The following is an 18,405-nucleotide window of genomic DNA, read 5'->3' as shown; positions in this document are numbered from 1 at the left end:
AGCCATCAGGCTGCCACCGCTGCGACCTCCACACTGATCTCCCCGTCGTCCCCGACACAGATATCCACTTCCCCACCGGCTTCGGCCAGATCGCCAAACAGGATCATCTCGGCCAGCGGCTTCTTCAGTTTTTCCTGAATCAGACGCTGCATCGGGCGTGCCCCCATCTTCTCGTCGTAGCCGTGCTCAGCCAGCCACAAACGGGCTTCGTCACTGACATTCAGCACCACATGTTTCTCATCCAGCTGCGCCTGCAGCTCGGTCAGGAACTTGTCGACAACGCCCTTGACGATATCCAAGGTCAACGGTTTGAACTGGATAACCGCATCCAGACGGTTGCGGAATTCAGGGGTAAACAGGCGCTTCAAAGCTTCCATCGCATCACTGCTGTGATCCTGCTGGGTAAAACCGATTGACGGACGGCTCTGGGCTTCGGCACCCGCATTCGTGGTCATTACCAGGATGACGTTACGGAAGTCGGCCTTGCGACCGTTGTTATCCGTCAGCGTACCATTGTCCATGACCTGCAACAGCAGGTTGAAGACCTCCGGATGGGCCTTCTCGATCTCGTCCAACAGCAGCACGCAGTGGGGTGACTTGGTGATCGCCTCGGTCAACAGGCCACCCTGATCAAAGCCCACATAGCCCGGAGGCGCACCGATCAGGCGGGAAACCGTATGACGTTCCATATACTCGGACATATCGAAGCGTACCAGCTCTATACCCAGAATACGGGCCAGCTGCTGGGTCACCTCGGTCTTGCCCACCCCGGTGGGACCGGCAAACAGGAAGCTGCCCACCGGCTTGTTGGGCTCCTTGAGACCGGCTCTCGACAACTTGATCGCCGATGCCAGGGAATCGATCGCCTCATCCTGCCCCAGCACCACCATCTTCAGATTGCTTTCAAGCTTGCGCAGCTGATCCTTGTCTGAGGTCGAAACGCTTTTCGGTGGAATGCGCGCAATCTTGGCAACGACCGTTTCCACATCGGCAACATCTATGATTTTCTTGCGCTGTTCAGGGGCCAGCAGGCGCTGGTAGGCCCCAGCCTCATCGATGACATCGATCGCCTTGTCCGGCATATGCTTGTCATTGATATAACGCTCAGCCAGCTCTGATGCTGCCTTTAACGCAGCATCGGTGAACTCCACCTCGTGGTGCTCTTCAAATCGAGACCTGAGGCCACGCAGAATACGGTAGGTATCCTCGACACTGGGCTCCAGTACATCGATTTTCTGGAAACGGCGCGCCAGCGCCCTATCCTTTTCAAAAATACCGCGGAACTCCTGGAAAGTAGTCGAGCCGATACAGCGAATTTCACCTGAGCTCAACAGCGGTTTAAGCAGATTGGAAGCATCCATGGAGCCCCCAGAAGCGGCACCGGCCCCGATAATGGTATGGATTTCATCGATGAACAGGATGGCCTTGGGCTGCTGCTTGATCTCATTGAGCAGAGCCTTGAGACGTTTCTCGAAATCACCGCGATACTTTGTGCCGGCCAGAAGCGCTCCCAGATCCAGCGCGTAAACCACACTATCGGCAATAATGTCCGGCACCTTCTCTTCAATGATCAGTTTGGCCAGACCTTCTGCAATCGCCGTCTTGCCGACACCCGCTTCGCCAACCAGCAAGGGATTGTTCTTACGGCGGCGGGACAGAATCTGCACCACACGTTCCACTTCGGAGTCTCGCCCAACCAATGGATCGATGCGGCCCAGCGCAGCCTGCTGGTTCAGGTTCACAGAGTACTGTGCCAACGCACTTTTGCTGTTGTCGCGGCTCTCTTCGCCTTCAGTCTCAATCTCGTGGTCACTGGACTCGCTTTCATTGATACGCGAAATGCCATGAGAGATGAAATTCACCACATCCACACGCTCGATGCCCTGCTGTTGCAGCACAAAGACGGCATGACTTTCCTGCTCGCTGAAAATGGCAACCAGTACATTGGCGCCATTGACTTCACTCTTGCCGGATGACTGCACATGGAAGACCGCGCGCTGCAGTACACGCTGAAATCCCAGTGTCGGCTGGGTTTCCATATTGGGAATATTTTCCGGCAGCAGCGGTGTCGTTTCGTCGATGAACACAATCAACTGCTGGCGCAGCCGCTCAAGATCGGCTCCGCAGGCGTTCAGTACCTCCGCGGCCTGACGGTTGTCGAGCAGCGCCAGCAGCAGGTGCTCGACTGTCATGAACTCATGTCGCTTGTCCCGGGCAGACCGGAACGCAACGCTCAGGGTATCTTCAAGCTCTCGATTCAGCATGGCGATTGCCTCCGTCAGACCGTTTCAACTTCGCACAACAGCGGGTGCTTGTTTTCTCTGGCATATTGATTCACTTGAGCAGCTTTGGTTTCAGCCACATCGCGTGTGTATATGCCACAGACGCCTTTGCCTTGAGTATGGACGGCCAACATCACTTGTGTAGCCTTTTCCTGATCCATCCCAAAAAAAATCATCAGCACTTCGACGACAAAATCCATCGGTGTGTAATCATCATTCATCAGCACCACCCGATACATCGGTGGACGCTTCAACTGGGGTTTGGTTTCCGCGGTGGCGAGACCGCCTCCCCCTGGATGATCGTCATCAGTGTTATGATCAGAACTCATCAACCTGAACTCGCGCATCTGTTGCAGCAACATCTCTACCTTCGATATTAGTCTAAATCCCGCCGGAAAAGCCCTGCTCTCTCTAGTGTCATAGGCAGCAAATGCTATACTCGGCCTGTATATGAGGAGAGGTTAAAGGCAGCCCGTCGATAAGTCTACGCCGTTCGTAGGCAAGCCGATTCCCTGCCAGGCCTGTAGTCCCTGATCAGTCATAAATATCAAAGGAACACCATCTGTCGTTTCCAGATGGGTAATGACCTAAGAGCAAGGCTCTGAATGTCGCAGGAGGAAGTAGTGATGCAGGTAGGGACTGTGAAGTGGTTCAACAACGCCAAGGGTTATGGTTTCATCCTCTCGGATGAATGTGAAGACGAGCTCTTCGCCCACTTCTCGGCCATAGTTATGGACGGGTACAAAAGCCTTAAGGCCGGTCAGGCCGTCAAGTTCGAGATTCAGGAAGGCCCAAAAGGCCTGCATGCCGTTAACATTCAGCCGGCGGAGTAATTCACGCGCCAGATGTCGAAGATCCTTCTTTTCAACAAACCGTTCAGAGTTCTGACGCAATTCACTGATCAAGAGGATCGCTCGACACTCGCCGACTTCATCAAGGTTCCCGGAGTCTATGCCGCCGGTCGGCTCGATTATGACTCCGAGGGCCTGCTCATCCTGACCGATGACGGCCGCCTGCAACACCAGCTGGCCAACCCCGCCTTCAAAATGCCCAAAACCTACTTTGCCCAGGTGGAAGGTGAAATTTCCGATGAGGCTGTCGAGACATTACGCCGTGGCGTCAATCTGAAGGATGGGCCTACACGCCCGGCACAGGCGCAAAAGGTCAGCGAGCCTGACTGGCTCTGGCCGCGAAATCCCCCGGTGCGATACCGCAAGGAACAACCCACCAGCTGGCTACAGCTCACCATCACTGAAGGGCGTAATCGACAGGTGCGCAGGATGACGGCCGAAGTCGGTTTTCCCACTCTGCGGCTTATCCGCTGGTCGATCGGAAACTGGACGCTGGATCAGCTGGAGCCCGGTCATTGGCGGGAAGAAACCGTTCACCTGCCGAAAGCCACGTCACCCAAGGGCCCTAAAACAGGTCAGCGCCAAAGACCGCAACGCAATACACGTCGACCGCGCCGCTAGGGCTTCGACTGCCAACGTTCAGCCGCAGCTCGGTCTGAAGCTTTCTGTTCAACCCACTGCTCACTGGTCCGGGTACGCTCCTTCTTCCAGAAAGGCGCATCACGCTTGAGATAATCCATCAGGAACGTGGCCGCTTCAAAGCCTTCCGCACGATGAGGGCTGGCGACACCAACAAAGACGATATTATCGTTTGGCCGCAACCAGCCCACCCGATGACAGATCAGCACACGACCGAGCCCCCAGCGACGCCGAGCCTGGTGCACGATCTTCTCCAGGGCACGTTCGGTCATGCCGGGATAATGCTCCAGATAGAGCCCTTCAAGGCTGTTCTCGGCCAGGTCACGCACGATGCCGGTAAAGGTCACAATGGCGCCCGCTTCAGCCCCCCCCGTTTTGAGCCAGTCATGAAACTCGCCGGGGTTGAAATCTTCGGTTTGCACCCGTATTGAATCATTCACCCCTTTTGCCCTCCTACCAGGTACAACAGACAAGGGTTAAGCCAAACTGCTATCATTGGCCTCCAGTGAAGCAGAGTATCATGGAGTTGTAATGCGCTGGACACCCCACGCAACAGTCGCCTGCATTATCGAACAGGATGGACGCTTTTTGCTGGTCGAGGAAATGGCCAGTGGTCAGCGCGTCCTCAATCAGCCAGCAGGCCATCTGGAACAGGGCGAAAGCTTTATAGACGCCGCAAGACGGGAAACCCTCGAGGAAACCGGCTGGCTTGTAGAGCCTGAAGCCCTGCTCGGCCTCTATACTTATTATGCTCCATCCAATGGCGTGACCTATCACCGCTTTTGCTATATCGCTCGTGCGCTTGAGCAAGTCGACGGAGCCAAACTTGATGACGGTATCATCGGTCCGATCTGGCTGACCCGTGAAGAGATTGAAGACCGCCGTCCCGAGCTGCGCAGCGAGCTGGTTACCCGCTGTATTGACGACTACCTTCGCGGGGTTCGTTACCCGCTGGACTTTATTCAGGAAACCGCTTGAACATGACTGCACCCAAGCCCATTGACCAGACCAAAGTAATCGTCGGCATGTCCGGCGGCGTGGACTCTTCCGTCTCTGCCCTGTTGCTGTTGCAGCAGGGCTACCAGGTGGAAGGTCTGTTCATGAAGAACTGGGATGAAGATGACGGCACCGAATACTGCACCGCCAAGGAAGACATGGCGGACGCCCAGGCGGTTTGCGACAAGCTGGGAATCCACCTGCATACGGCCAACTTTGCCGCCGAGTACTGGGACAACGTGTTCGAACATTTTCTGGAAGAATACAAGGCTGGCCGCACCCCCAACCCGGATATTCTTTGTAACCGCGAAATCAAGTTCAAGGCTTTCCTCGAGTACGCCCAGATGCTGGGTGCTGACATGATCGCCACCGGCCACTATGTACGTCGAGGCGAACGGGATGGCCACACCGTGTTGCTGAAAGGACTGGACCCGAACAAGGACCAGAGTTACTTCCTGCACCAGGTTGGCGAAGATGAGCTGAAACTGACTCTGTTCCCGGTCGGCGAACTCGAGAAGCCCGCCGTACGTCATCTTGCCGAAGAACACGGCCTGATTACCCATGACAAAAAGGACAGCACAGGCATCTGCTTCATCGGAGAACGCCGTTTCAGCGACTTCCTCAAGCAGTATTTGCCGGCACAACCGGGCAAGATCGAGACCCCCGAAGGTGACGTCATTGGTGAGCATCAGGGACTGATGTATTACACCATCGGGCAACGTCAGGGACTGGGCATCGGTGGCCTCAAGGACTATCCTGAAGAACCCTGGTTTGCGGCTGCCAAGGATCTGGACCGCAACGTGCTGGTGGCTGTTCAGGGACAGCACCCTCTTCTGTTTGCCGATTGGCTCTATGCCGGGGATATTTTCTGGATCAACGGGGATGTACCGGAGCTGCCACTGCGTTGTAAGGCCAAGGTCCGTTACCGTCAATCGGATCAGGACTGCACGGTCGAAGCAGCAGGCGGTGGCTACAGGGTCGTGTTTGATCAGCCCCAGCGCGCTGTCACGCCTGGCCAGTCTGTCGTGCTTTATATGGATGATCTTTGCCTTGGAGGAGGTGTCATCGAATACACCTCCCGTCACTCGATTGCCGGCTCGGCTAAGGAGGCCTGATGTCACGCCAACATGATGAACAGACCATCGCACTGGCCGGCATGTTTCAGGCAGCCAGTCTGGTGGACCAGGTAGCTCACCGTGGCATGGTGCCTCAGAACAGCTATGAAGCCTGTATCGCCAGCCTTTTCGTCACATCACCCCAGCTGACCGAAGACGTTTACGGTGGTGTCAGCGAGGTTCCCTACACCCTGAGCCTCGGTTTGCGTCACCTGCAGGATATGGTCGACAAGAATGAAAGCGCCCAGAACAAGCAGATCATCCAGTATGTACTGGGCATGATCATGCTTCAGCGGCAGCTGGATAAACATCCGGATGTACTGGCTAAAATCGGTGAAGGTATCGACGCCATCGCAGCCAAGGCTCGTTACTTCAACGAACAGGACGAGTCATCTTCAGCGGTTCTTGAGCCGGTGGCCTATACCCACCGGAATGTGATTGCCGCGCTGGACAACCTGTACCAGGAAACGATCAGCCATTTCAGTTTCCGCATACAGGTCGGTGGCGATCCGCGACACCTGCAGAACACTGAAAATGCCGCCCGCATCCGCGCCCTTCTGCTGGCCGGTATCCGGGCCGCCCTGCTCTGGCGCCAGGTCGGAGGCAAGCGTTGGCACATGTTGTTTTTCCGCTCACGCCTCAAGCCGTCATTACGGCGTATCATTCGGGCCTGAGGCGCGAGAAGGTGCCAGAAGCTCCCGCTCAGGAGCTTTTGGCGTCTGCCTTGTAGGGATTTTCAGGCATCAGCTCGCGGGGCAGCGGTTCTCGTCGTGCCCCCTCTTTAACTCCGTACTGGGTCGACAGATAATCCAGTATCGTCTTCTCGGTTGCAGTATCGAATTGCCACAGGTTTTGAGTCGCCTGCATCCAACGAATCAGATTAAGCCAATAATTGCGTGAGCCACTGTTCTGCGTGACCAGGCCCGCCGAATGGCAGGCCGTACAGTTATTGCGAACAGTTTCCCACCCCTCCGCCATGATCAATCCCGTATTGGGATCTTTTTCAGCCGCCACAACCGGAAGCGGAACCAGCAGTGCCAACACAAGTCCCGCCAAGGGTAAGGTCTTCATAATCCCCCCTTATGCCACTTGTACCGCTATGCGGTGGCAGGCATTGTTCAGATAACCACGCGGATTCCAGCCCGGTACCACCATCGGCTGTGAATGTCCTTCAGTATCAACGGCACGTGCCCAGACTTCGTAGTAGCCTTTTTCCGGGAACTCGACCTGCAGCGACCAATGCTGCCACGCAAGACGATTTGCCGGTGCTTTAAGCTCGGCCTTCTGCCAGGTCGCACCGAAGTCGATCGAAACGTACACCTCCTCGACGGCCAAATCACCTGCCCAGGCGTGCCCCCTTACCTCAAGCGCCTGCCCCAGTGCATGCGTAATACCTGATTTCGGGAAGGTCACTATCGATTTCACCGGCATCGATCCGATGATTTCCATATCCGATTTTGGCACTTCCGTGCCGGGCGCGACCGGATACTTGGGCATGGCATAGGAAGGCGGTGACATCTTGGCACCATCATGCACCTTGTTGCGGATCACAATCTTTTTCAGCCACTTGCCGGACACAGACCCCGGCCAGCCACCACACACCAGGCGCAACGGATGACCATTCAGCAGAGGAATATCCTCGTCGTTCATCGCCCAGGCAATCAGTGATTCATCTTCCATTGCCTTGGCGATCGGTACGCCACGTGAAATCGCCTCCTTGTTTGGATCGCGACTCAAATGCTGATCAGCACCATAGTAGCCGATATAGACGGCATCTGATTTCACCCCGCAGGCCTCCAGTACATCGCGCAGACGCACGCCGGTGAACCGAGGACAGGCCACCGCACCTAACGTCCACTGGTTACCACTGGCAGACGGTACAAACTCGGATCGGCCATTACCACCACACTCGATTTGAAGTTGATAGGTATAGTGCTTGAACTTCTCTTTCAGCTCGGTGATGGTGAAGCTCATCGGCTTTTCACAGGACTCGCCGGCAATTTCCAGTGTCCAGGTTGCCGGGTCGATCGATGCCATTTCCGGTGGCAAACCATTGTTGCGTACAAACATTCGGCTGCCCGGTGTTACAGCATCATCCAACAGATGGGCAGGTGTTTCAGCGTTGATGGGGCGATCATTCAGTACGGTCAGCCCATCCTTGCCTTCCAGAGCAAAGGGCTCGGTAGTATTGGCCAGTGCAGCGGGTATCAGGCCACCGGGCATTTTGTCACCGAAAGGGATGGAACCCACACCTAACGCCGAGGCCATCGCGAAGAGGCTCGAGCGCTTCAGGAACCCTCGACGGGACTCCGGATCGACTTCACGCCCCCACAGCTTGCGGTCGGCCTGAACCGGGTCTTCAGCGTAGAGCTCATGAATACCACGTGTATCGAGATGCCCGGCAGAGTCGGGTGTTTTCTTGCTCATAACGAAAACTCCTCACGCCCGGCGGCTGCGCAGTCTCGATCTGCATCGAAGGATTCAGTCTGCCAGGCTGTTCTTATTAGTCTTTCCATTGAGACCAGCGCATGGGCTGGCCTAGGCAGTATCTCGAATTTGAGCGTAGCAGTTTTTTTAGCATTGACTAATTTTTGTCCGCACAACCCGCTTGCCGTAGCGGCCACCTTTGGCCTTCAGACATTCCAAGCCTGACCGACATGGCAAAAAAACCTCTATGCCAGCTTCTCAGGATGATCCGCGGCGTTACGGCATACCCAGCTGCGGCCGTTTTCCGTATAATCGCCCCTTTAATGACACAAGCTGATAAGTGAGACTGTGTAACATGGAGCTTTCTGCCCTTACCGCCGTATCCCCGGTTGATGGCCGCTATGGCAGCAAAACCGCTGACCTGCGCGCCGTATTCAGTGAATTCGGTCTGATCCGTTTCCGCGTCCAGGTTGAGATCCGCTGGCTGCAACAGCTGGCTGCCCACCCGCAGATTCAGGAAGTACCGGCTCTGAGCGCAGAAGCCAACGCGCTGCTGGATAACCTGGTCGATAACTTCAGTGTCGAGCACGCCGAGCGGATCAAGGAAATCGAACGTACTACCAACCACGACGTTAAAGCGGTTGAGTACTTCATCAAGGAGCAGATCGCCGACAATGCCGAGCTGATGGCGGTCAACGAATTCGTTCACTTCGCCTGCACCTCCGAAGACATCAATAACCTGTCTCACGCGCTTATGCTGCGCCACGGCGTTGAAGTTGCCCGCAATCAGATGCAGCAGGTCACTGATGCGATCGCTGCACTGGGCCGCGAACACGCCGACCAGCCGATGCTGTGCCGCACCCACGGTCAGACCGCCTCACCCAGCACCATGGGCAAGGAGATGGCCAACGTTGCCTACCGTCTGCAGCGTCAGCTGAAGCAGATCGACAACATCGAATACCTCGGCAAGATCAACGGTGCCGTGGGCAACTACAACGCTCACCTGTCCGCTTACGCCGATATCGACTGGGAAGCTAACGCCAAGTCCTTCGTCGAAAGCCTGGGCCTGACCTGGAACCCGTACACCACTCAGATCGAGCCGCACGACTACATTGCCGAGCTGTTCGATGCCGTGTGCCGTTTCAACACCATCCTGATCGATTTTGATCGTGATGTCTGGGGTTACATCTCTCTGGGCTACTTCAAGCAGAAGACTGTTGCCGGCGAAGTGGGCTCTTCCACCATGCCGCACAAGGTTAACCCGATCGACTTCGAGAACTCCGAAGGCAACCTGGGCATCGCCAACGCCATCATGCAGCATCTGGCAACCAAGCTGCCGATCTCTCGCTGGCAGCGCGACCTGACCGACTCCACCGTTCTGCGTAATCTGGGCGTTGGTTTTGGTCACAGCCTGATCGCCTATCAGGCCAGCCTGAAAGGCATCGGCAAGCTGGAAATCAATGCAGCACGTCTGGCAGAAGATCTGGACAACGCCTGGGAAGTCCTGGCAGAGCCGATCCAGACCGTCATGCGCCGTTACGGCATTGAAAAGCCGTACGAGAAGCTGAAGGATCTGACCCGCGGTAAAGCGATGAACCAGGAAACGATCCAGAACTTCATCGATACTCTGGAGATGCCCGAAGCGGCCAAGGCCGAGCTCAAGGCACTGACGCCATCCCTGTACATCGGCAACGCTGCCGATCAGGCAAAGCGCATCTGATCAAGTTCACGGGGCCTTTTGGCCCCGTTTTCATTTCTAACCCGGTGTGAGTTGCGCGCATGGAAACCCTGCTCAGTTCCGACCAACACCCGATTCGTTACGTCAGCCTCGGCCGTGGCCAGGCGGTTATCTTTCTTCACGGCTGGACCTCCGGTGCCCGTGAGTGGCTACCCTTTGCCACCGAATTAAGCGACAACCTGCATACGTTCTGCTGGGATGCACGCGGTCATGGCCAACACCCGCCTCCCCGACTGGAAAGCATGCAAATCAGTCAGATGGCCGATGATCTTGAACAATTACTTGAACATCATGGCATCCGTGATGCCGTACTTGTTGGCCACTCAATGGGCGCCCTGATCAGCTGGGAATACATCCGCAATTATGGGCTTGGACGCCTGGCCGGTATCTGCATCGTCGACCAGTCACCCAAGCTGGTAACCGACAGCGACTGGCCGCTGGGCATCTATGGCGACTTTGACTACGACCGTAACCAGGCCTTTATCCAGCGTCTTGGCGAAGATTTCGCCGAAGGTGTGCTGGAACTGGCGGCGAACGGACTGAACCCTCGCAGCCGCGAGAACTACGCTCAGAACAGCCGGGGCTTCCAGCAGATGCGCGACTATCTGCGTGGCCTGAATGGCCCGTCTCTGACACGCTGCTGGGACTCATTGACTCAGCAGGACTACCGTGAACTGCTGCCGACCATCGACCGCCCGGCCCTGATGATCTATGGCGATACCAGTCAGTTCTACACCCGCGAGGTACCGGAGTGGATCGAGGCTCATCTGCCTCATCCCGAGCTGCATATCTATCCCAAGGCTGACCATTCTCCTCATCTTTGGCATAAGGAGCAGTTTGCCCATCATTTGCGACAATGGATCCGCAGACTCTGACTCTCCAGTTCGGCGCAATGTGCAAAGGGTCAGTCGTCTGCTGTACGACTGACCGCCCGGTTTTCCAATAACGTTTTCCTGTCTCCGCTTGCCCCCTATAATGCGGCCATTCCAAATTGCGAGGCCGTTATGCTCGAAAACATTCGTATTGTCATGATCAACACCTTCCACCCCGGCAACATCGGCGCAGCGGCTCGGGCGTTGAAGAATATGGGGCTCAGCCAGCTGTGGCTGGTAGACCCTGTTGAGTATCCCCATGAAGAAGCCGAATCCCGCGCGGCCGGTGCCAAGGATCTGCTGGACCAGGCGGTCGTCGTCAAGACCGTAGAAGAAGCCATTGCCGACTGTCAGCTGGTGATCGGCACCAGCGCCCGTCAGCGCACCTTTGACCAGCCTCTGCTCGATGCGGAACAGGCGGCAGGCATGATGGTGGACGAAGCGCGCAATGGTCAGATCGCCATCCTGTTCGGTCGCGAGACTACAGGCCTGACCAATGAAGAGATGATGCTATGTCACCGTCATCTGTTTATTGATGCCAATGAGGACTATCCGGTGCTCAACATCGCCCAGGCGATCCAGCTGGTGTGCTATGAGCTGCGTCGAGCCTCCAAACAGGCCGACAAACTGCCGGAGCCCGCACCCTACCCTCGCCAACAGGAAATAGGGCTGTTTTATGAACATCTTGAGAAAGTGTTGCGGCGTACCGGCTTTATCATCCCGCAACACGAAGGCCGCGTCATGGATAAGCTGCGCCGCTATTTCAACCGTACCCGCCCTGAAAAAGCGGAACTGGGGATGCTGCGCGGCATTCTGACTTCGGTCGAAGAAGTGCTTGAGCGCGAAAAAGCTGACCGGGATTAAGTCAGCTGTGCTATCCGTACTGATAAAGTAAAAACAACGAACCTGATTGGAGAGTATCGGATGAGTCACGCACAATCCCTGCACACCCTGGCCGCCCAGGCAGAAGCTCTGCGCGACCAGCTCACTCGAACTGCCCGTGATTACGAGCAGTTCGAATTCAATGTTACCGGCGTCCACCAGTGCATGCGGCGGATTCAGAAATGTGTCCGTATGGTCGGCAACGACCGCAAGGCTGCCCTTTCACAGCGGGATACCCGCAAGGTGATGGCCGAACTGGAAGATGCCGTCACCCAAATGGCGGAGCTGTTGAATCTTGATGACTGAAATACATTGGGGAGACCTGAGCGCCGAGCAGTTTCTGCGCGACTACTGGCAGAAGAAGCCGTTGCTGATCCGTAATGCCTTCCCGGACTTCGAGCCCTGCATCAGCGCTGACGAGTTGGCCGGCCTTGCCTGCGAAGAAGATATTGAGTCGCGCCTGATCGAAACCGACCCGGCCAGCGGTGCCTGGTCACTTGAGCACGGGCCTTTCGATGAAGCGCGCTTTGCGACCCTGGGCAAGAAGCCCTGGACCCTGCTCGTTCAGGCGGTGGATCACTGGGTGCCCGACGTCGCCCCGCTGATGCAGGCATTCGACTTTATCCCTCAATGGCGCCGGGATGACCTGATGATCAGCTACGCCAGTGATGGAGGTGGCGTCGGTCCGCATTATGACAACTACGACGTTTTCCTGCTGCAGGCCGAAGGCACTCGACGCTGGGAGTTTGGTGGACTCTATGGCGAAGACGCTCCACGCCGGGAGGATACGCCGGTCATGATCCTGCCCGAATGGACAGCCGAACAGAGCTTCGACCTCAACCCCGGCGACATGCTCTATCTGCCTCCTCGTGTGGGACACAACGGCGTCGGCGTCGGTGATGGCTGCATGACCTGGTCGATCGGTTTCCGTGCCCCGTCACACAGCGAGATTTTGCAAGGACTGACCCAATCGGTCTGCGATGGGCTCAGCAGCGACCTCCGTTATGAAGACCCCGATCTGGCGCTCCCTGCCAATCCGGGTGAGATTGATACCCACGCGATCAACCGGGTCCAGCAGATCGTTCAGCAGTACCTGAATGACCCCGCACAGCTGACACGCTGGTTCGGGCAGTCGATGACGGAGCCCAAGTATCCCGAGCTGGCCGGCAACGAGGAGCCCTACTCACTCGACGAGCTGCATGAAGCGTTGGATCAGGGAGCGGAACTGCTGGCGAATGAAGGCTCCCGCTTCGCCTTTTTCAATCAGGACGATCAGGGACTGCTACTGTTTGCCGACGGTCACGCCTTTGATCTTTACGCACCTGCAGCAATTCGGTTTGCGCGTCAACTTTGCGCTAGATCCGAGCTTTCTTTCCAGGCCGATGAAGCGCTGGAATCGCTGGTTCTTGCCTTGCTGAATCAGGGCAGTCTTTACCTGGATTCCTAATCCAACCGCTCTCACAACGGCTTCCAAAAGCCACCCAATCACGGGTGGCTTTTGTTTTTATCTACTTTGGTCGTAAGGACTCTCAGGCATAACTCATTGAAATAGCGAATTTTTCGCAATCTGTAGTGAACATATTAATTATTATTTTGGAATAACAAAACGAATCCTAATAACTTTTTGTTTATGTAAAAACACACTTCCTTCACTACGACCAAAGTGGCTACAACTTAAGGTTTAGCCCCTCAAAACTGCATGGTTACTTGCCTTCAGCCCTTTCCCCCTCAAAACCGCCCTGTAGTGATTTTACAGTTTTGTCATGGCTCCGAGTGTAGTCTCACTACATCCTTTTTGCTCTGCACAAAATCGCTTTGACTCCTTGAAACGGGAGGATCATCATTCGCTTCAACACATCAGGGCTGACCCCAAACGGCGCTGATGCAAGATCAGGGGTAGACGCTAGACGCCAACTCCAACATTACCTAAACACAAACACTGTGAAGGAATGACCATGTCAGATTACAAAACTGAAATCGATGCGATCTCCAGCCTGCGTGCTGCCAACGGTGAAAAATGGGGCATCGAACCCGAATACGCCGCTCGCATGCGTCTGCAGAACCGTTTCAAGACCGGTCTGGATATCGCTCGTTACACCGCCAAGATCATGCGCCAGGACATGGCTGAGTACGATGCTGACAGCTCTCAGTACACTCAGTCTCTGGGCTGCTGGCATGGTTTCATCGGTCAGCAGAAACTGATCGCTATCAAGAAGCACTTCGGTACTACCAACAAGCGTTACCTGTACCTGTCTGGCTGGATGATCGCTGCACTGCGTTCCGAGTTCGGTCCGCTGCCTGACCAGTCCATGCACGAGAAGACTTCTGTACCGGCTCTGATCGAAGAACTGTACACCTTCCTGCGTCAGGCTGACGCTCGTGAACTGGGCGGTCTGTTCCGCGATCTGGATGCTGCCCGCGAAGCTGGCGACGCTGCCAAACAAGCTGAAGTACAGGCCAAGATCGACAACTTCCAGACTCACGTTGTGCCGATCATCGCTGACATCGACGCCGGTTTCGGTAACGAAGAAGCAACTTACCTGTTGGCCAAGAAGATGATCGAAGCTGGTGCCTGTGCGATCCAGATCGAAAACCAGGTATCTGACGAGAAGCAGTGTGGCCACCAGGACGGTAAAGTAACCGTTCCTCACGCTGACTTCCTGGCCAAGATCCGCGCTGTACGTTACGCGTTCCTGGAACTGGGTGTTGACGACGGTGTCATCGTTGCACGTACCGACTCTCTGGGTGCTGGCCTGACCAAGCAGATCGCTGTTACCAACGAACCGGGCGACCTGGGCGACCAGTACAACAGCTTCCTGGACGGCGACTACATCGAAAGCGCTGCCGACATCGACAACGGTGACGTGGTTGTTAAGGCTAACGGCAAACTGCTGAAGCCGAAGCGTCTGGCCTCTGGTCTGTTCCAGTTCAAGAAAGGTTCTGGCGAAGATCGCGTCGTTCTTGACTGCATCACTTCCCTGCAGAACGGTGCCGACCTACTGTGGATCGAAACCGAGAAGCCGCACGTTGGTCAGATCGCTGGCATGGTTAACCGCATCCGTGAAGCAGTGCCGAATGCCAAGCTGGTTTACAACAACAGCCCGTCCTTCAACTGGACTCTGAACTTCCGTCAGCAGGTATTCGATGCCTGGACTGAAGAAGGCAAGGACGTATCTGCATACGACCGCGCTAACCTGATGTCTGTTGAATACGACGAGACTGAACTGTCTGCTGAAGCTGATCGTCGCATCCAGAGCTTCCAGCGTGACGCTGCACGTGAAGCAGGTATCTTCCACCACCTGATCACTCTGCCGACTTACCACACTGCGGCCCTGTCTACCGACAACCTGGCCAAAGAGTACTTCGGTGAAGCGGGCATGCTGGGCTACGTGGCTGGCGTACAGCGTAAAGAGATCCGTCAGGGCATCGCATGTGTTAAGCACCAGAACATGGCTGGTTCTGACATGGGCGACGATCACAAAGAGTACTTCTCTGGTGACGCTGCACTGAAGGCTTCTGGTAAAGACAACACCATGAACCAGTTCGGCTAAGAACCGGTTCCCGGGTGCTCCGGCACCCGGACTGTGTTGAGAGACCGCACCATTCTTCCCCGAGATGGTGCGGTTTTTTTATACCCTTCCCCCGCTACTGCGATCGGTGATAGCCATACCCGCATGATTCGCTATAATACTGTTTATATATACAGTATATGGATTCATGCTTATGAACGCAGTCATTCTGGCCCGCGCCACAATACACGCCTCTCTGACGATTCCCCTTTTCCTTGATCGCGTTCCGGCCGGTTTTCCCTCCCCTGCCCAGGACTACATCGAAAAGACACTGGATCTGAACGATCTGTGCATCCGTCATCCGGCTGCGACCTACTTCGTACGCGCAGAGGGCGACTCCATGATCGAAGCCGGCATTTTCAGCGGCGACATTCTGGTCGTAGACCGCTCACTCACGGCAGAGCACGGCGACATCGTCATCGCCAGCATCAGCGGCGAAATGACCGTCAAGCAGCTGGAAACACGACCGCAGGTACGTTTGATGCCCTGCAATCCCAGGTATCGGGCGCTCAACGTGCCCGAAGGGTGCGACCTGGAGATCTTTGGCGTCGTCACCAATGTGGTTCACCGCTTCAGGCGCGGGAGCGAACGATGAGCTCCGTTTTTGCTCTCGTCGACTGCAACAACTTCTATGCCTCCTGTGAGCGCCTGTTCCGGCCAGACCTGGCAGGCAGACCCATTGTTGTGCTGTCCAACAACGATGGCTGTATCGTGGCACGTTCTGCCGAAGCCAAGGCGCTGGGCATCAAGATGGGCGTTCCGGTATATAAGGTTGAGCGTTATCTGCAGCAACATGATGTCGCCGTCTTTTCATCGAATTACGCCCTTTATGCCGACATGTCGGCACGCGTCATGAGCATTCTGGAGGAGCTGGCGCCACGGGTGGAGATCTATTCGATTGATGAAGCCTTTCTGGACCTGACCGGTATCGACTCCATCCAGTCACTGGACGCATTCGGTACTCGGATCAGGCAACAGGTAGGCCAGCATACCGGCATCCGCGTCTGTGTCGGCATTGCGCCGAGCAAGACGCTGGCCAAGCTGGCCAATCATGCGGCCAAGCAATACCCGGCCACGGGCGGCGTTGTCGACCTGACGAACCCCGAACGCCAGCGGCGCCTGCTGGCCCTGGTGCCCGTCAGCGAGGTTTGGGGCGTGGGCAGACGCTTGCGCCAACGCCTGGAAACCGATGGCATACGAACGGCACTGGACCTGGCCTCTGCCAATCCGAAAAGCATCCGCCAGCAGTACTCAGTGATACTGGAGCGAACCGTGCGAGAACTGAACGGCGAATCCTGCCTGTCACTGGAAGAGATCACCCCGGTCAAGCAGCAGATTATCTGCAGCCGTTCGTTCGGGCAACGGATCACCGGCTATCAGGAGATGCGTGAGGCGATATGCGCGTACGCCAGCCGGGCCGCCGAGAAACTGCGTCAGGAGCAGCGCATCGCCAAACGGTTGTCGATCTTCCTGAGGACCAACCGCTTTAATGCCGCCGAGCCCCAGTATATGCCCTCCCCGAGTGCCGAACTGCCGATTCCGACTGACGATACCCGCGAGCTGGTCGCAACTGCGGTGAAACTGCTGCGCGCGTGCTGGAAAGATGGATTCCGATACATGAAAGCGGGCGTGATGCTGACCGACTTCTACGAAACCGGCACCTTCCAGCCTGACCTGTTCAACAAGGGCGCGGAACACCCACGGTCAAAGGCACTGATGGCGGTTATGGACACTATCAACCAGAGTGGTCACGGACATGTTTTCCTGGCTGGCCAGGGTATCAATCAAGTGTGGAAAATGCAGCGCCGCAGCCTTTCTCCTGCCTACACAACACGATGGCAGGATATCCCCGTGGTGAAATAGAACAGCCAAGGCCAGGACAACAGGATCAAGTATTCAGCCCCGGTCAAAACCTGCAATAAAACGCCGATCGATCCAGTCTTTGAGCGTCCACACCCAGGCACCCGAGAACGCCAGGGGGCCATAGCTGCCGATCGCGGTCTGATTGGCACAGGACAGCAAATAGAGCGAATGGCGACGCGGATGAAAGGGGGTCATGGCATGACCGGCCAGTGACGCCCTGAGGTTAGCCGCCAACACGGGCCCTGCCCGCACCGCATGAACACCAGAGCGATTCAGTGCCCCGTCGACACGGCCGCAGGTATCACCCACAGCAAATACGTGCGGATGGGACAGACTGCGGTGATATTCATCCACGGCAATAAACCCCTGAGGGTTGAGCACTAGGCCGCTACGTTTCACGAAATCCGCCGGCCGCGCACCGGATGCGATGATCACGGCGTCCGTTTTCAAGCGTCTGCCATCTGCCAGCTGCAAGGACCCGTTGACAGCCGTTGCTCGCCCCGAGACCAGGGCAACTCCCTGCCGCGCCAGCTCCAGCTCGGCCAACCGGCGCACCCGGCCGGAAAAACCATCCAACAAACCGCCATCACCGGTTATCAGGGATAACGGTGAGCGGTCAAACGTTCGGGCCGTGGCGAGCGCCAGCTCAACTCCTGCCGCGCCTCCTCCAACCACCGCCAGACGCGGCGAGCGCCCCTTCACTGCCGATGCGTACAACTGATTCCAGTCCTGCAGGAATCGGTCAATGGGCCTGATACTCAGCCGCTGTCCGGAATAATCGGAGAACAGCTGAGTATCAACCTGCGAGCCGATGTCAATGGAGAGCAGGTCATACCCCACTGAACCGCCAGAGGCCAGCTCAACCTGCCGTTGTTGAGGTGACAGGCTGAATGCGCTGTCGAGCACCAGCTGCCCGCCCGCCGCCGCAATCAGCGCCGCCACATCGATGCGACACTGCTCAATGCCATAATGGCCCGCAATACACCCCGGAATCATACCGGAGTAATACTGCCAGCGATCCGGCGTAATCAGGGTAACCTCTGTGCCGGGCAAAGGGTGCCGGGCAAACTGACGCAGAGCGATCAGATGGGCATGACCCGCACCCAATAGAACCAGTCGTTTCATCCTGTCGTTCCCTGAATATTCAATCACTCTCTGGCGAAATGAACAG

General features: G+C 56.3%; 19 protein-coding genes. 13 read left to right on the top strand and 6 right to left on the bottom strand.

The genetic code is table 11. The features are described from left to right. Positions 1-5 precede the first annotated feature (5 nt). Together clpA and clpS are read right to left on the bottom strand one after the other, a co-directional pair. Positions 6-2,264, bottom strand: a complete 2,259-nt coding sequence (gene clpA / locus LN244_RS07835; protein WP_239042278.1) for an ATP-dependent Clp protease ATP-binding subunit ClpA — start codon at positions 2,262-2,264, stop codon at positions 6-8. Between the two features lie 14 nt (positions 2,265-2,278). Next, entirely contained in the window at positions 2,279-2,611 is a 333-nt protein-coding gene (clpS, locus tag LN244_RS07830; protein WP_239042385.1) for an ATP-dependent Clp protease adapter ClpS, read from the bottom strand. A 297-nt stretch (positions 2,612-2,908) separates the two neighbouring features. Here clpS and cspD point away from each other — a divergent pair, with 297 nt between their 5' ends. Together cspD and LN244_RS07820 are read left to right on the top strand one after the other, a co-directional pair. Beyond that, positions 2,909-3,115 carry a cold shock domain-containing protein CspD gene (cspD, locus tag LN244_RS07825; protein ID WP_239042277.1) on the top strand — a complete coding sequence of 69 codons (207 nt, stop codon included), beginning with the start codon at positions 2,909-2,911 and terminating at the stop codon, positions 3,113-3,115. A gap of 12 nt (positions 3,116-3,127) precedes the next feature. Next, entirely contained in the window at positions 3,128-3,754 is a 627-nt protein-coding gene (locus LN244_RS07820) for a pseudouridine synthase (RefSeq protein WP_239042276.1), read from the top strand. On the opposite strand, the gene moaE is transcribed toward LN244_RS07820, so the two are convergent. Continuing rightward, positions 3,751-4,212, bottom strand: a complete 462-nt coding sequence (gene moaE / locus LN244_RS07815) for a molybdopterin synthase catalytic subunit MoaE (protein WP_239042275.1) — start codon at positions 4,210-4,212, stop codon at positions 3,751-3,753. The two genes, LN244_RS07820 and moaE, sit on opposite strands and share 4 nt — an antisense overlap. A 91-nt stretch (positions 4,213-4,303) precedes the next feature. Between moaE and LN244_RS07810 the strand changes: the two genes are divergently transcribed. Genes LN244_RS07810 through LN244_RS07800 form a run of 3 tightly spaced genes read left to right on the top strand, consistent with a single transcriptional unit; the run spans position 4,304 to position 6,557 of the window. Beyond that, positions 4,304-4,750, top strand: coding sequence for an NUDIX hydrolase (locus LN244_RS07810; protein ID WP_239042274.1), 447 nt, complete (start codon positions 4,304-4,306; stop codon positions 4,748-4,750). Between the two features lie 2 nt (positions 4,751-4,752). After that, entirely contained in the window at positions 4,753-5,883 is a 1,131-nt protein-coding gene (mnmA, locus tag LN244_RS07805) for a tRNA 2-thiouridine(34) synthase MnmA (RefSeq protein WP_239042273.1), read from the top strand. After that, a complete protein-coding gene (locus LN244_RS07800) occupies positions 5,883-6,557 on the top strand; it encodes a lysogenization protein HflD (protein WP_239042272.1) in 675 nt (224 codons plus the stop codon). The genes mnmA and LN244_RS07800 overlap by 1 nt, the downstream gene beginning before the upstream one ends. 28 nt (positions 6,558-6,585) lie before the next feature. On the opposite strand, the gene LN244_RS07795 is transcribed toward LN244_RS07800, so the two are convergent. Both LN244_RS07795 and LN244_RS07790 read right to left on the bottom strand, forming a co-directional pair. Beyond that, the gene (locus tag LN244_RS07795) at positions 6,586-6,954 is read right to left on the bottom strand and encodes a hypothetical protein (RefSeq protein ID WP_239042271.1); all 369 of its coding nucleotides are present in this window, start codon (positions 6,952-6,954) and stop codon (positions 6,586-6,588) included. 9 nt (positions 6,955-6,963) lie between these two features. Further along, the gene (locus LN244_RS07790) at positions 6,964-8,310 is read right to left on the bottom strand and encodes a sulfite oxidase (protein ID WP_239042270.1); all 1,347 of its coding nucleotides are present in this window, start codon (positions 8,308-8,310) and stop codon (positions 6,964-6,966) included. A gap of 355 nt (positions 8,311-8,665) precedes the next feature. Here LN244_RS07790 and purB point away from each other — a divergent pair, with 355 nt between their 5' ends. From purB to umuC, 8 genes are all read left to right on the top strand, one after another. Next, on the top strand, positions 8,666-10,030 hold the full coding sequence (gene purB / locus LN244_RS07785) for an adenylosuccinate lyase (protein WP_239042269.1): 1,365 nt from the start codon (positions 8,666-8,668) through the stop codon (positions 10,028-10,030). Positions 10,031-10,089: 59 nt separating this feature from the next. Further along, entirely contained in the window at positions 10,090-10,923 is an 834-nt protein-coding gene (locus LN244_RS07780) for an alpha/beta fold hydrolase (protein WP_239042268.1), read from the top strand. A 129-nt stretch (positions 10,924-11,052) separates the two neighbouring features. After that, a complete protein-coding gene (locus LN244_RS07775) occupies positions 11,053-11,784 on the top strand; it encodes an RNA methyltransferase (RefSeq protein ID WP_239042267.1) in 732 nt (243 codons plus the stop codon). A gap of 60 nt (positions 11,785-11,844) precedes the next feature. Then, a complete protein-coding gene (locus LN244_RS07770) occupies positions 11,845-12,108 on the top strand; it encodes a hypothetical protein (RefSeq protein ID WP_239042266.1) in 264 nt (87 codons plus the stop codon). Further along, positions 12,101-13,249: a ribosomal protein uL16 3-hydroxylase gene (locus LN244_RS07765; protein WP_239042265.1), complete on the top strand. Its 1,149-nt coding sequence runs from the start codon at positions 12,101-12,103 to the stop codon at positions 13,247-13,249. Before LN244_RS07770 ends, LN244_RS07765 begins: the two co-directional genes overlap by 8 nt. Before the next feature lie 508 nt (positions 13,250-13,757). Beyond that, positions 13,758-15,353, top strand: coding sequence for an isocitrate lyase (locus tag LN244_RS07760; protein ID WP_239042264.1), 1,596 nt, complete (start codon positions 13,758-13,760; stop codon positions 15,351-15,353). Positions 15,354-15,525: 172 nt separating this feature from the next. Then, positions 15,526-15,966 carry a translesion error-prone DNA polymerase V autoproteolytic subunit gene (gene umuD, locus LN244_RS07755; protein ID WP_239042263.1) on the top strand — a complete coding sequence of 147 codons (441 nt, stop codon included), beginning with the start codon at positions 15,526-15,528 and terminating at the stop codon, positions 15,964-15,966. Next, complete coding sequence (umuC, locus tag LN244_RS07750; protein ID WP_239042262.1) at positions 15,963-17,234, top strand: translesion error-prone DNA polymerase V subunit UmuC; 1,272 nt, start codon at positions 15,963-15,965, stop codon at positions 17,232-17,234. Before umuD ends, umuC begins: the two co-directional genes overlap by 4 nt. A 33-nt stretch (positions 17,235-17,267) precedes the next feature. Here umuC and LN244_RS07745 read toward each other — a convergent pair whose 3' ends face one another. Continuing rightward, on the bottom strand, positions 17,268-18,359 hold the full coding sequence (locus LN244_RS07745) for an FAD-dependent oxidoreductase (RefSeq protein ID WP_239042261.1): 1,092 nt from the start codon (positions 18,357-18,359) through the stop codon (positions 17,268-17,270). Between the last annotated feature and the right edge of the window lie 46 nt (positions 18,360-18,405).

Origin of the sequence: Marinobacterium sediminicola (assembly GCF_022343685.1) — a bacterium.
In the GTDB taxonomy this organism is placed as follows: domain Bacteria; phylum Pseudomonadota; class Gammaproteobacteria; order Pseudomonadales; family Balneatricaceae; genus Marinobacterium; species Marinobacterium sediminicola.
The sequence above is the reverse complement of the archived record's forward strand: the minus strand, read 5'-3'. Positions and strand labels throughout refer to the sequence as shown.